Annotated in this window: 9 protein-coding genes; all 9 read right to left on the bottom strand. The window is 46.3% G+C overall.

Going from position 1 to position 15,102, the window contains the following annotated elements; genetic code table 11:
• Positions 1-248 precede the first annotated feature (248 nt).
• Positions 249-2,507 (bottom strand): stalk domain-containing protein, encoded by a 2,259-nt coding sequence (locus tag ACE3K2_RS02505; protein WP_421886311.1) that lies wholly within the window; start codon positions 2,505-2,507, stop codon positions 249-251.
• 274 nt (positions 2,508-2,781) lie between these two features.
• Positions 2,782-4,428, bottom strand: coding sequence for a beta-N-acetylhexosaminidase (gene nagZ, locus ACE3K2_RS02500; RefSeq protein WP_421886308.1), 1,647 nt, complete (start codon positions 4,426-4,428; stop codon positions 2,782-2,784).
• A 25-nt stretch (positions 4,429-4,453) separates the two neighbouring features.
• Complete coding sequence (locus ACE3K2_RS02495; RefSeq protein WP_421886306.1) at positions 4,454-6,088, bottom strand: response regulator transcription factor; 1,635 nt, start codon at positions 6,086-6,088, stop codon at positions 4,454-4,456.
• Positions 6,085-7,920: a cache domain-containing sensor histidine kinase gene (locus ACE3K2_RS02490; RefSeq protein WP_421886303.1), complete on the bottom strand. Its 1,836-nt coding sequence runs from the start codon at positions 7,918-7,920 to the stop codon at positions 6,085-6,087. Before ACE3K2_RS02490 ends, ACE3K2_RS02495 begins: the two co-directional genes overlap by 4 nt.
• Positions 7,921-7,952: 32 nt before the next feature.
• Positions 7,953-8,783 (bottom strand): carbohydrate ABC transporter permease, encoded by an 831-nt coding sequence (locus ACE3K2_RS02485; RefSeq protein ID WP_339297362.1) that lies wholly within the window; start codon positions 8,781-8,783, stop codon positions 7,953-7,955.
• A complete protein-coding gene (locus tag ACE3K2_RS02480; RefSeq protein WP_421886301.1) occupies positions 8,783-9,667 on the bottom strand; it encodes a carbohydrate ABC transporter permease in 885 nt (294 codons plus the stop codon). The genes ACE3K2_RS02485 and ACE3K2_RS02480 overlap by 1 nt, the downstream gene beginning before the upstream one ends.
• Before the next feature lie 51 nt (positions 9,668-9,718).
• Complete coding sequence (locus ACE3K2_RS02475; RefSeq protein WP_421886299.1) at positions 9,719-11,086, bottom strand: ABC transporter substrate-binding protein; 1,368 nt, start codon at positions 11,084-11,086, stop codon at positions 9,719-9,721.
• 258 nt (positions 11,087-11,344) lie between these two features.
• Positions 11,345-12,097 (bottom strand): pyruvate formate-lyase-activating protein, encoded by a 753-nt coding sequence (gene pflA / locus ACE3K2_RS02470; protein WP_421886296.1) that lies wholly within the window; start codon positions 12,095-12,097, stop codon positions 11,345-11,347.
• An 89-nt stretch (positions 12,098-12,186) separates the two neighbouring features.
• Positions 12,187-14,445: a formate C-acetyltransferase gene (gene pflB / locus ACE3K2_RS02465; RefSeq protein ID WP_421886293.1), complete on the bottom strand. Its 2,259-nt coding sequence runs from the start codon at positions 14,443-14,445 to the stop codon at positions 12,187-12,189.
• Positions 14,446-15,102 lie beyond the last annotated feature (657 nt).

The raw sequence follows: 15,102 nt of genomic DNA, 5'->3' as shown, positions 1-15,102 counted from the left end.
ACATCTAATAATGCATCAAATTACGATTAGAGTCAACGAAGCCACCGGGTTAGGTCATTCCAACAACACATAAAAAGGACTCCATACCCATGCATTGCCATTACGTTTAGCTTGGAGCTAATGACATTGCATGTGGATGGAGTCCCTTCCTGACGGTTCAGATGATCAATCGTTCGGGCGACTTTTGGGGTGAACGGGTATATATGATATAAGCTTTCACTCCAAACCGTCCGTGCATGTTCATGATATTACTTTTCAGCCGGAAGCGGCGTGAACAGCAGGTTAACAGGCAAGTTACTTCCTGGTGCCGCCGAGAAGAGAATGGTTACACTCTCGCCGTACGAACCTGTGCGATACATAACGCTTTGCTCATTAGGTGCAGTTACAGATTTACCTGTGGAAATCTGAACGACCTGTCCATTCACGAGTGCCACACCTGAGTATCTGCCTCCACGAGGGTTGAATGAAATCAACGTGCGCGGAGCGACATTATTCAATGTAATTTTGTACAATACACCAAAGTTACCTGCGTTGGAAGCTTCCGTGTAAGCCATAGGGTCCGTTCCCACAAGGTTCGGATCACTTGCATTGTCTCCAAGTGGCAGACGTGAAGGCTTCGACCCTACTTCTTGATCATACGTAATGATTCGTGTTGCATTTGGATAGGTACCACGGTTGTGAACACCATCACGATCCAGAACCGGCAGGCTCGACAACACTTCCATCGGGTCCTTGTTTTCTTCAATCATGATAATGTTGTAATCCAGTTCATAGTCACTGAATACATCCGAATACAAGGAGATGACTTGTCCCTGTTTCATCGGGAGTACACTCAGATCATTGAGAATCAGCTTGCTTTCTCCTGGCTGAATGTACACTTTCTTTTGTCCGGTACCATTCTGCATGGATTGGAACCAACGATCAATGGACAGCTTTCCTGCTACCGTTGCAAAAGGTGACGGTCCCGCAAAGCCCATGTTTTGTTGTTCAATGGACGCCGTGTAAGCATTATTGTTAGTCGCTACAACGTACATTTTCACATTTTTGCCCGTGTTGTTCACATGGTGAATCATGAAGCGTGTCTGTCCAAAGGAGGATTCCTTGTACACAATGCCTTCCGTATTCACCGTTTCCGGACTGTTACTGCGGATCAGCAAACTCGGCTCATCATAATACGTGAAAGGAACTTTCTCCATTGCCGGTACTCCGCCACCATCAAAGGTGAACTTCTCACCAACGGGTGTAAACAATTGATTGAAATCAGTCAAACTGTAAAGCGTTTCGCCCGTAATATTGATCATCTTGGTATAGCTATCGCTAGCACCATGTTTATCGGTAACTGTAATCGTTACGGTCTTTGGTCCTGGAACAAAGAATGCAAGTGCATTGTTATCCCATTCTGTTTTTACAATGGCGTTCTCATCATCTGTGCTTTGATCAATATAAGTGATTTTCTCACCCATTTTGTATTCTTCTTTATCTGTCGTAAACATCGCAACAGGAGGCAGATTCGGTCTTTCAACCTTAATCGTAACCGAATACGGATCACTCCATTGACCACTTGAATCCTGGACCGCATAGGTTACTGTGTATACGCCTGGTTGGTCGAATGTATCCTGACGGCCTGTCCAACGCTCATCTACAATGCTGAGTCCCTTGGGAGAGCTGGATCTGGTTGTGTAGGTTACCTGGTCTCCGGCAAAGACCTCTTTTTGTACCGTGAAACTTGCCACTGGTTTGGTACTCAGATTCAATACAACCGTTTTGGCAGATTGATTGACTTTATACGTAATGTCCAGAGCCTGTGTAATTGAAGTCAACGGCACCATGAATGTATTTTTTTGTTGATAAGCCGCGCCCTTCATCGTTCTGGACACACCATTAACGGTATAGATCTTGCTGTTTGTTTTAAAACGCAGCTCATCTTCACCACTAATAATGATCGTTTCTTTGGTTGTGTTATCATATTTGACATCATAGCCAACCCGATCAACGAGAGCACGGATTGCTACATAGGATACACCATTTTTAACAGCCATGGGCTGTCCGGCAAGATATGTTTTGCCATCTTGCATCATTTTATTACTGTTCATATAAAGAGTGAGGTCTCCACCCCCGCCTCCAGCAACAGATGAACTTCCTGTAGACGGTTGCTCCACTTCTACTGGCTCAGGTGCTGTTGTTTCCTCAGCTGTACCTTCTTCATCCGTTGGTTCCATTACCGGATCAACAGGAGTTACTTCTGTTGCTGTAGGAACATTGGTTTCGGTTTCGGGATTCACTTCTTCAGTTGTTTCATTATTTGATGTTGGAGTGTTTGTTCCGGATTTCACTTCGGATTCCGCGATGGTTTGTTCTTTCTTCACAACCTCCACGGATTTAACTTTGGCTGTATTCACTGGTGTAGTATCGCTCTGATCTGCTGATTGTGCATTGGCAGGAATAACTGCAAACGCCTGAAAAACAGCAAAAGCGGTAAGTATGGACAATTTCTTCTTCAAATTCATTCTTTGTCTTTGGCTCCTTCTGCTCCCATTTTATAAATATCCCCCTCAAAAAGTCATATTATTAGACGCTTCGGACCGGGAAAAGTTGCTAAAAAGTTAAGAGGAGAATTGTAAACTTTTAATAGAAGGAAAATACTATGAAAATAGTTATCTATTAATTATCTTTTTGACATCAGATCCCAAAATTACCCAATCGCAACTTCCAACAAAAAAATCTCTCTGTGATATGGTCAATCAGCACCATATCGCAGAGAGATTTATAGATTGAATAGGTCTAGCACAAACGGACAGGCAGACTTCCCGTTGGCTGCAGTCCACCGGTTAACACATGGGACAATGCCTTGACGACTGTAGATGTATTCTCATACGTACATACATAACTTCCTGGCCTCGGAATCTCCAGCAGATCATATGGATTGCGCAGAGCAATGACAATCAGCGAATGATTCTCACTAAGCTTTTCAACCAAATACTGTTGCCCTTTCGGAAGCTGGCCCGCCGATGTGTACGTACATACGATAACCTGCTCACTCTCCGACACTTCCGCCAATATCCGATCTGCTTCAGCATGAGTGGGCTGAGTTGTAATGTTGTGTTCACGAACGCTGCCTCGCAGCTGCGATAGCGCTATACCAAGTGATTCTGTATGGGACCATGGTTCATCCACCTCTGTCCGTTGCACAACTTCAGGCCAGATGACACACACGTCCTTCTCCGGGTCCAACGGCAGCAGCCCATCATTATGAACGATAGTAATACTGCTTGAAGCAATCTTGAACAGCATCGATTCGTTTCGATTGCTGGAAGCGCTGGGTTTGGTGGATTCAGCGCAATGAACAGTTTCAACAGCTGCTGCTTCAACCGTTTCATTCGTTTTCGACGAAACCAGATGATCCATCTGCTGACCGCTGCGCTTTCTTTTCCATGTCATAATGCGTTCCACCGCCTGATGAATAACCTCTTCCGAGATCCGTCCAGTTCGAACAGCTTCCACAATGGCTTCCAGCGCAGCAACCTGATCTTGCAACGTATGACTCACCAGAATCAGATCTGCTCCTGCTTCCACAGCACAAACGGCAGCTTCAGCTACCCCATATGGCTTGGATATTGCATGCATTTCAAGACAATCTGTAATAATAATGCCTTCAAAACCCATTTCCTCACGTAGCAGGCCCGTTAACACCTTATGCGACAACGTTGCCGGAATGGGCTCGGGCTCAATCGAAGGGAACATCACATGAGCTGTCATGATAGCATCGACCCCGGCCTCAATCGCCCGGCGGAACGGTAGCAGCTCCATCCGTTCCAGCCTGTTTCGATCATGAGGTACCGTAACCATACCCAGATGAGAATCTACGGCGGTATCTCCGTGTCCCGGAAAATGTTTGGCAGTAGCAGCTATGCCCTGTAATTGATATCCGGTGATGGCTGCTACGCCATGAGCGGCCACACTTTCAGCATGTTCACCATACGAACGTACACCGATGACCGGGTTCAGCGGGTTGTTATTCACGTCGATCACTGGCGCAAGGTTCATATCGATACCGATGTTTTTTAACTCACGCCCCAGAATTTGGGCACACGTCAGGGTATATTCCGGATTGCCTGTCGCACCAAGTGCCATATTCCCCGGTACTTGAGTCATTCCCTCTTTGTCAATCCGTGCAACCATGCCACCTTCCTGGTCCACCGAAATCATAAGTGGTAAGGCCCCCGCTTCGGCAGCCAGATCTTGCAGTTCGGCGGACAGCCGTGTCAATTGATCTACACTTTCGACATTGCGCCGGAAATAAATGACGCCCCCGACGTGATAGTCACGAATTAAGTGAATAATCTGTTCATCTGCGTGCTGACCATGAAATCCACACATCAACAATTGGCCTACCTTTTGCTCCAACGTCAGATCATACAGGGGTTTCATCCGACCTCTCCTCTCGTTTCCCTTGTCACTGCGAACCCATTCGATTACTCTGTCTGTACTCGGAAGGTTTCATGTGAAAGTGTTTATGAAACACCTTGGAGAAGTAACGACGCTCCTTGAAACCTGTTGCTTCCCCAATCGCTGTAATGCTCCATTCGGTTGTAGTCAACAATAAAGCAGCACTTTCCATCCGTTTCTGGGTCATGTATTCCACAAAAGTAACACCCATTTGGGTTTTAAACAGCTGGCAGAAGTATCCCGGGCTGATTCCGAGCCAATCGGAGACTTCATCTATCCCCAAGTCCTGTTGCAGTCGTGCGTCCATATACTCACATGCAGACAGGATCAGTTCCGATACGGAAGGACGTGGCTGCGTTTGTTTGCTCTGACAGGCATGGGTGATGACCTCTGCAAGTTCAAGGAGCTCCCTCATGGAGACCGCTCCTTGCAGTGCATTCCAATAATTCACTTCGTGTTCTTCAGCGATGGCCTGCACTTCACGCAGTTCCCGAAGCATGTGTACAAGCATAAACCGAAAATTGGTTTCATCTATCCTGTTGAAGGATTCTTCTGAATTCCCCATTCGCTGTTTAAGCCGATCCAACACTTCTCGTAACCCCTGCTTGTTCCCTTGCCGAATCCACCGAGTAACAAGCTCCATATCTTCTCTTGTAATCCATGAGTTAGCCCCTTTCGAGGCCGTATGATCATACGATAAGGTGGTTTCGGGACAACTCGTCTTCAGCACCCTGTCTTCGCTCTCCGAATGGGACATCAGTATTTTTTGACAATGCTGATATCGCTCCAGAATTTTACTTTCCAGGTTAACGGGCACAATATCTTGAACAACCCTGACCTTCAAACTTGAATCCAAGGATAATATCGCATTCAATTCGAGACACAGTTGATGGGCCAGTTCCTCTGAACCACGTTGCCATTCACCCGATGCCTCCAGCAGGATGCACCACTCACCTTTGCGAGTCGAAAGAATCTGACAGTTCCCCGCACTTCTCTCTGCCACTTCCCTAAGTCTGGAACTTACGGTCTCATGCCATCGCTCATGTTGAAGCTCAGACCAGCCGATAGAATGGCGAAAATATCCGACCGCATCCACAAGTAGCAACGTATACGTTACAGCAGTTGTTATAAATTCAGGAACAGAAGCAGGATAGGCAATCTTCAACGGTGCCTCTCCTCGCAACAGGTCAATCAACTGTTTGTGTCTGATCCAGCTTTCCATCTCTTGGCTCCGATAACGTTGTGATTCGTTTTCCAGACGTCTCTTCTGGATCTGCCCGGCAAGCTCACGCAGTTTATGTTCCAGATTCAAATAATCAATGGGCTTGCATATGTATTCATGAACGTTATATTGAATAGCGGTACGAGCATACTCAAACTGCTGATACCCGGTCAGCAAAATAATCTCGCACGTTTCCCCCTGCTCTCGCAGCAAACGAATGAGTTCCAATCCATCCATGGACGGCATCCGAATATCACACAAGAGAATGTCCGGATGACTTTCTGTTACTTTCCCCAACGCCTCTGCCCCGCTTCTCGCAGTACCTGTGATTTCAATCCCCATCTCTTCCCAGGGTAAAATGTAGTTCAGATTCTCCAGAATCGGGAGCTCATCGTCAACCAGCATTGCAGTCAGATTCATCCGGCTTCCTCCTGCTCATATAATGGAATGATGCATCGAATAACTGTGCCATACCCCGGTGCTGAACATATAAATATGCCATACCCGGCCCCATATTGAATACGAATTCGATCTGCTACACTTCGTAATCCCAATCCCCGGCGTTCTGTTATGGACGATAATGATTCCGCCCCTTTCGCCAGCATATCTTCCGGCGGATCTGCTGCCATATACTCAAATCGTGCGAGCATTTCCTGGGGAATACCGATCCCATTATCCTCAACACATAACACAAGTTGACCTCGTTCTGCATAGGAGCTTATCCGCAGTACACCTGGATAGGTGATCCCCTCAAATCCATGTTGAATGCTATTTTCCACCAGAGGCTGGAGGGTCAGTTTGAGCAGAATTGAACTGTATAGATGGGGTGGAATGTCAATCTCATAGGTGAACAAATCACTGAACCTGTACTGTTGAATCTCCAGATAACTCTGCAAATGCCTTATTTCCTCACCCAGCGGAATCTCCTCCTGATCCTGAATGCTGATCCGAAGCATATTGCCCAGTCTGGTCACCATCTCGCTTACTTTGCGCCCTTCACCGCGTAGTGCCAAGCCATTGATTGATTCCAATGTGTTGAACAGGAAATGGGGTTTGATCTGGGCTTGTAGTACACGTAGTTCTGCCTGCGCCTTCTGCTCCTGCTCTGCACGAACACGACGGAATAATCCCCCGATACGATCCAATAGCTCATTGAATCCTTGCGCAAGCAGCTGCATCTCGTCAAAACCTTTTCCTTCCACCCTCGCATTAAAATCACCATCATCCACACGACGCATAAATCTTACAAGTACAGCAATGTTGCCCGTAATACGATTCATGAAAAAAAGATTAAAGATCATGGCGGCGAACAGGCACGACAGAATAATAATGACAGACCAGCCTGCAAAGGCATTCGTTTCCGCAGATAAGGCTTCCCATGAAGTCACACTGACGAGACTCCAGTTATAGTTCTTCAGATGATATTGCGAAATGATGCTCTCCTTACCGTCAAAGACCGTTCTGACGCTGTTAAAGCCGGGACCATAACTGCCCGATTCAGCACCAAGGTTTTGCATGTTCTCACCGTTATACCGACCCGCAGGATCATAGACGATCAGCCCTTCTTCGTTAATTAACAGGAAAGACGTATCTTGTGCCGAATCGCTGATTTGCAGGTGACGGAAAATCCGGTCAATCTCTCCTTTTTTGATCTGAACAACAAGCACGCCGATATTTTGAAAATAACTGAGTTCTTTGACCAGTCTGATCTGGGTGAAGACAGGTTCTACCCCGGTTAATTCGGGATATTCCAAAGGTGCAAGCCATTTGGGCACGCCATTAAGTTGCTGAATTTCATTGAATAAGGGATGTACTTTGAATTGTTGAAAAGGAAGGGCTTGAAAATTTTCTTTGGTGAAAATGGAGACAATCTGATTGTTCTCGGACGAACGCAAATCATATAAAAAGGCATAACTGATGAACGGATAATTATATAGAAGGGAACGGAAATTGCGCTGGCTGGCATTCAGGGATAACTGATTACCGGTTCCCAGATCCTGCTTGGTCGGATCTTTGGCATTCAGTGCCATTTGAAAAACTGATGTCGCTATCCCGTTGTCGGTCACATTATTAATCTGCTGAAATACATTCTCGATATTGTAACTAATGGCCTGAAGCGCATATTCGGCCTGTTGATTGTATTTTTTCTCAATCGTATGTGATGTGACCAGAAACATGCCAATGCCCAGCGCACACATCGGTACAATGATCAGCAGCAGAAATGCCAAGGCCAGCTTCATTCGCAAGTTCATATCCCGTTCTCCCTATCCACTGGTTCATGGTATTAACCTTTGACACCACCTGCAGTTACGCCTTCAATAATCTTCTCCTGGAGTATAGCGTAGATCACAAGTACAGGTACAACACTGTATACAATACCTGCCGACATCTGGGCATAGTTCATCTGATATTGATCCCGAAACTGGACCATGCCCACTGGCAGCGTACGCAACTTATCGGTGGATAAGAAATAGTTGGCGAGTAAAAATTCATTCCAGTTGCCGAGGAAATTAACGATAAAAACGGTAACAATAGCCGGAACCGTAAGAGGTATCACTATTTTAGCAAAGATACCCGGGGCCCTCAAGCCGTCCATGACCGCCGCTTCCTCAATTTCGCCAGGCAGTGAACGCATAAAAGCCGCCAGTATAATAATGGTAAAAGGGATCGCATTGGCCACATAGGGCACGATCAGTGCCAGGTGTGTATCCAATATGCCCATTTTGCGAACAAGCAGATAGATCGGCAGCATGAGTGCATTGTTGGGAATAAGCATACCCGCCAGAATCAGGCTGTACAGAAACAGGCTCCATCTCCGGTGTCTCATCCGGGTTACGGCAAAAGCAAACATGGCACCGAGCACAATCGTACATGCGGATGACAAAACCGATATGTACAGGCTGTTCCAGAAATACGTGCCAATCTTTGCATTCACCCAGGCCTCCACGTAATTGTTAAACTCCCATGTTGTAGGCAGACCAAATGGATTCAGGGCAATTTCATTGTTATCCTGCTTAAAGGAAGAGAAGATTACAAATAAAAAGGGAAACAAAATTGCAATCAAGTACAACATTAACAACACATGAGGTATACTGCTTTTTATGTTTTTCGCCATCAATATTCCACCTTCTCACTCTTTCTCGCTACCAGCAGTTGATACACCGCGGTGAGCACAAGCGTCAGAGCAAAGATCAGCACTGCAATGGTATTGCCATAGCCATATTTGAAGTTGGTAATCGCGTATTTGATCATGTATGTGGCCAGAACCTCGGTGGACCCAGCGGGCCCACCTTTGGTCATGACAATCACGATGTCTGCTGCTTTCATGGCACCTGCAATGGATAACATGATCACCACTGAAATGATCGGCCGGATCAGCGGCAACGTAATTCGCATTGCTCTTTGCACTGCCGTTGCCCCATCGATTGCAGCTGCTTCATCCAGATCACGGGGAATCGCCAGTATGGCCGCCAGCACCATGACAATGTAAAACCCCGTCCACTGCCAGGCGTTGGTCACCAAAATGGACAACATGGCAAATCGGTTATCCGATAACCAGTAGATTGGATCGATGCCCAGCACATGAAGAATTTTATTTAACAGTCCGATATTGGGTTCATAGATGAACCCCCACAAGATACCGATCACGGCGGTGGACATGATGGATGGTAAAAAAACAGCTGTTTTATACAGACCTTTTAGCCTTTTCACATTGGCAATCAGAAGCGAAAACAGGACAATCAGGGGTACCTGAATCAGTACCGAAAATCCGATGAAAAAGCCATTATTCCGTGTGGAAATCCAAAATCGTTCATCGGTCAATGCCTTCACATAGTTGGATAAGCCCACAAAACGCGGCTCAGTCGATACCCCATTCCAACTTGTCAGACTGTAATATAAGGAGCTGCCAATGGGATATAGGAAGAACATCACAAACAGAATTAAGGCCGGAAGTACAAACAGCGTATAGATTAACGGGCTGCGGAGTGAAGTATTCATGGTCAGCCTCCTTCAGTCACTTCAACGATCGCAGTTTCAGCTTGGATTGATTCATTCTACGGAAGCGTTCGCTTCCTCCTGCACCTTTTGCAATTCTTCTGCCATTTTCTCTGGCGTGGTCTGTCCACCAATCAACTTCTGGATTTGCAGATTGCTGATCTCTGTCGTCACATCGGCCTGAACGAGTGCATCAAATGCCGGGAATGACGTCTGGGACGCATTAAGCACGGCCACAATTTCTTTCATTAGATCATCGGTAATGCTATCAGTCAGCACCTTCTCATCCAGCTTCATCGCAGGCAACACACCATCTTCCACAAGGCCACGGACCTGCATATCTTCATTGTAAAAATTTTTGATAAAAGCTTTCACGGCTTCCAGCTTCTGCGGGTCATCCGCCACTGCCGCCGAGAATCCGTATCCATTGTTCACATCTCTCATCAAAGATGTCTGATCGCCTGCGCCGTTCTCTACCGGAGGCATATTGAAGAATCCAACCTTGCCAATGAGCGATTCACCGCTCTGACCTTCCTTGAATACAGATGATTTCCACGTTCCGTCATACATCAACACCGCTTCTCCGCTTGTAAATTGCGTGGTATATTCGGCATACTCAAAGCCCAGTTCACCTTTTTTGAAATAACCTTTATCCACCCATTCCTTATGTTTGGCAAAACCTTGGACAACACCCGGGTCGGTCCACTTCGCTTCACCTGTTGCAAACTTTGCGGTAATCTCAGGCCCGGCATAGCGGGACCACAAGTGGTTCGTTAACATAAGCGGAACCCAGCCTGCCTTGGATGCAGAAGCAAGCGGCACTTTGCCATCAGCCTTGATCTCGGCCAGTATATTATCCAGCTCAGCCATGGTGGTTGGCGCTTTCCATCCTTTTTGTTCAAAATACTCTTTATTATAGAAAAAACCTTCGCCCGAACCGCCAATCGGCAGTCCGTATACTTTGCCTTCATACGTAAACGGTTCAAGGGATGTAAACTGGTCCTGAATGCCCAGTTCTTGCAGGATCGGGGTCAGATCAAGCAGCATACCTTCCTTGGCATACACTTTGGAATCCGGGCTACCAAACAGTTCAAATATATCCGGTGGGTTACCTGCCGCCATCTCCCCGCGAAGCTTCTCCTTGCGATTCACATCGGATTCAACGCCATCCAGCGTAAAGGTCAGATTGGGTATCTCACCTTCAACTTTGTCCACAACATCCTGCAGAATGGCCAGTCTTTTCTGTTTGTCGGCTCCCACCTGCGTGTGACGGAGAAGCATCTCAACCGGTTCCTTACTTGTCTCCTCCACTGGTGTATTGCCTGCGCCCTGTTGTGGCTCGTTACTTGAGCTTGCACATCCCGCCAAAGTCCATGAAGTGATAAGTAATAATGAAAGCAGTAATGTCATTCCTTTTTTCATCTGGTTGACCCTCCTCAAGATATTGAGCATTTGGCTTTACACTCTGATTATAAAAAGCCCGAGCTTACATCGTAAGGATGACAATTCATCAATGGAGGGATAAAATCCTTCACTGAACCAATAATCACCCTTGCCATATGTTAAGGAGCAACAAAAACAGCCCCTGCGAAGTAGGTTCGCAAGGACTGCTTGGTTGGTATATACGTTGAACTCAAGAATATTTACACTTGCCACTCCGATGACAGAACAACCTTTTGATCACTTACCGGAACAAGCCACGCCAGCCGTTTCCTGGCGACCTTGTTCGATCAGGCGATACGCCCGCTCCACTTCTTCTTCACTTGGCGAAGGAACACCATCCAGTGGATATACTTTGCCGAGCGCTTCCCATTTGTAGATCCCCATCTGATGGTATGGAAGAATTTCGAACTTCTCGACGCCATTTAATGTTCCAATAAACCGTCCGAGGTTAAGCAGATCCTCTTCCTCGTTATGAATACCAGGCACATACACGTGGCGTATCCACATTTTCCGACCTTGCTCCGATAACCACTTGGCCGTTTTTAACGTTCTCTCATTGGATTTGCCTGTCAGCTTGATATGTTTCTCGTCATCAATATGCTTGAGATCCAGCAGAACCAGGTCTGTGTGATCCAACAGATCGTGAATCCGTTCCGGTTCGTTAAATCCGTTGCTGTCCAGTGTCGTATGCAATCCCCAGCGGCGCTTCACTTCTTTGAAGATTTCACCTACAAAGTGGGCCTGTAACGTTGGTTCTCCGCCAGATACCGTAAGTCCGCCTCCAGAGCTGCGGTAGTAGGATAGGTAAGGCTCAATTTCAGCCAGTACCTCCTCAAGTGTCATTTCTTTTCCGCCATCCAGCGCCCATGTATCAGGGTTGTGGCAATACTGACATTTCAGTAGACATCCTTGCATAAAAAGCACAAAGCGGATGCCTGGGCCGTCAACCGTCCCGAAAGTTTCGAGTGAATGAATATGTCCGTTAACCATGCTGCCTCTTCCTTTCTGTATCCGCATCCGCTGTGCGTTTAATATGATTTGGAATGCCTTGCTCTAGCGGTCTTCTACTTGCAAATCACTTACATCGAACCGTGGAACGTACGGTTGATAACATCCAACTGTTGTTCACGAGTCAGTTTAATGAAGTTAACCGCATATCCGGATACCCGTACAGTCAGTTGCGGATAATTTTCCGGGTGATCCATCGCATCAATTAATTGCTGACGATCAAATACGTTAACGTTCAGGTGATGAGCGTTTTGACCAAAGTAACCGTCCATCATCGCAGTCAGATTGGATTTACGTGTAGTCTCCTCTTTACCCAATGCTTTTGGCACGATGGAGAAGGTATTGGAAATACCATCAAGACTGTGTTCATAAGGCAATTTGGCTACAGAGCCAAGGGATGCCAGTGCACCTTTTTTATCACGACCATGCATTGGGTTCGCACCTGGAGCAAATGGTTCACCCGCTTTACGACCATCCGGTGTAGTCCCTGTTTTCTTACCATATACCACGTTGGAAGTGATCGTCAGAACGGATTGCGTTGGTATTGCGTTACGGTAAGCTTTGTGCTTGCGAATCATGCCCATGAAGCTCTCAACCAGTTCAACAGCAATGCTGTCTACGCTATCTTCATTGTTACCGTAACAAGGGAAGTCTCCTTCGATTTCGAAATCAACAGCGATGCCTTGTTCGTTACGAATTGGTTTTACTTTGGCATATTTGATTGCACTCAGTGAATCTGCTGTAACCGACAGACCCGCGATACCACAAGCCATCGTACGTACAATGTCACGGTCATGCAACGCCATTTCGATACGCTCATAGCTATATTTGTCGTGCATGTAGTGAATGACGTTAAGGGTGTTCATGTACAGCTTCGCCAGCCACTCCATCATTGGTTTGAAACGTTTCATGACCTCATTGTAATCCAGCACTTCGCTTGTAATCGCAGGATACTCAGGTCCGACCTGTGCTCCGGATTTCTCGTCACGACCACCATTGATCGCGTACAAGAGAGCTTTGGCCAGGTTGGCACGAGCGCCGAAGAATTGCATTTGTTTACCGATCTTCATCGCCGATACACAGCAAGCAATACCGTAATCGTCTCCGTAGATTGGACGCATCAGATCATCATTTTCATACTGGATTGAACTGGTTTCAATGGATACTTTGCTGCAATAATCTTTGAATGCTTCTGGGAGTTTCGTGGACCAGAGTACAGTCAGGTTTGGTTCTGGTGCAGGTCCCAGATTGTGCAGTGTATGCAGGAAACGGAAGCTGTTTTTGGTTACGCGTGTTTCACCATTCACAGACATACCGCCGATGGACTCCGTCACCCATGTTGGATCTCCACTGAACAGTTCGTTGTAGTCCGGTGTACGCAGGAATTTGACAATCCGCAGTTTCATTACGAAATGGTCAACCAATTCCTGAGCCTGTTCTTCGGACAAAAGGCCTTCTTGCAGGTCACGTTCAATGTAGATATCCAGGAAAGAAGATACACGTCCCAGGGACATCGCAGCACCGTTCTGTTCTTTGATGGCAGCAAGATAACCGAAGTACAACCATTGGAATGCTTCTTTTGCTGTTGTCGCTGGCAAGGAAATATCGAACCCGTGCATATCACCCAATTGCTTCAATTCTTGCAATGCACGAATCTGCTCGGACAATTCTTCCCGCAGACGAATGACATCTTCGTCAATGACATCAACTTCGAGTGCGTTCAATTCGCCTTTTTTGTTACGGATCAGGAAGTCTACTCCGTACAAAGCTACACGACGATAGTCACCGATGATCCGGCCACGGCCATACGCATCTGGCAGACCTGTGATTATCCCTGCTTTACGCGCTGCACGCATGTCGGAAGTATAAGCATCGAATACACCCTGGTTATGTGTTTTGCGAATGTTAGTAAATATATCAATGACGCCTTGAGGCAATTCGAAGCCGTATGCTTCACATGCATCAATCATCATCCGGATTCCACCTGTTGGTTGAATGGAACGTTTGAACGGAGCATCGGTCTGAACACCGACAATCTGCTCTTTGGATTGATCCAGATAACCTGGTTGGTGTGAAACAATCGTCGCTGGTGTGTTCACATCAACGTCAAGGACACCACCGTTATCCCGTTCTTTTTTGGTCAGATCAGATACGATATCCCACAATTCTTTGGTGTTCTGGGTTGCACCTGCGAGAAATGCTTCATCGCCGTAATACGGAGTCAAGTTGTGCGCCAGAAAATCATTCACATCTACGGATTTGGTCCATGTTCCTTTGGTAAAGTTTCTCCAGCCTGTTTGTTGTTTGACATCTTTTTCAATCACCGACATCTTAATCCCTCCACTAATTTGGATTTCTGGACACATAACATCTTGCTTCATTCGTAGCATTGTGTGCCCAGAGCCGCGATTAATGTGAATTGTTTCACATAAACCGGAACATGTTCTCTCTACTTGGGAACCGGAACCGCGGTATGAATGTTTTTCTTACATTTTCAGTATACGACTTGGCACTTTCATCATCTGTGATTTTTGTCACAAAGTCAGTGAACTAACTCACTCCACATGCGCTGTGTCCCATTGAACCGGAATCTTTACACAGGATCACTGCGTGTCAGAACAACCTTACAATTGTTGCTCATTAATTAAATTTGCTGAAAAAAGCAGAATGAACCATAGGTGGTGTACACTGGACACTACAAGGAGAGAATAACCTTCCGATCGCTGTTATCCCCGGATTTTTTGATTCACTTTTTCAAAGGTGAAAATCCGTTGATAAAGGCGACCGCTCCGCTTCTTCAGGTTTTTTCTCTCCTCTCCGTTATCGTGTACATGTGTAGTTCAACTGATAAAACAATAAAGTTCAAAATTTATTTTAAAGACGCATGCTTCGCTTTTTAGGTTTTTTCTGTCCCTCTGCTGTTGTGTGAACATCTGGCTCAAACGGCCACATCACGGATTCCGTGTAACCTCTATAAAACCCTTTTG

It is taken from the genome of Paenibacillus sp., assembly GCF_048976745.1.
Taxonomy (GTDB): domain Bacteria; phylum Bacillota; class Bacilli; order Paenibacillales; family Paenibacillaceae; genus Paenibacillus.
Note: the sequence above shows the minus strand (reverse complement) of the source record. Positions and strands in the feature narration are given on the sequence as shown.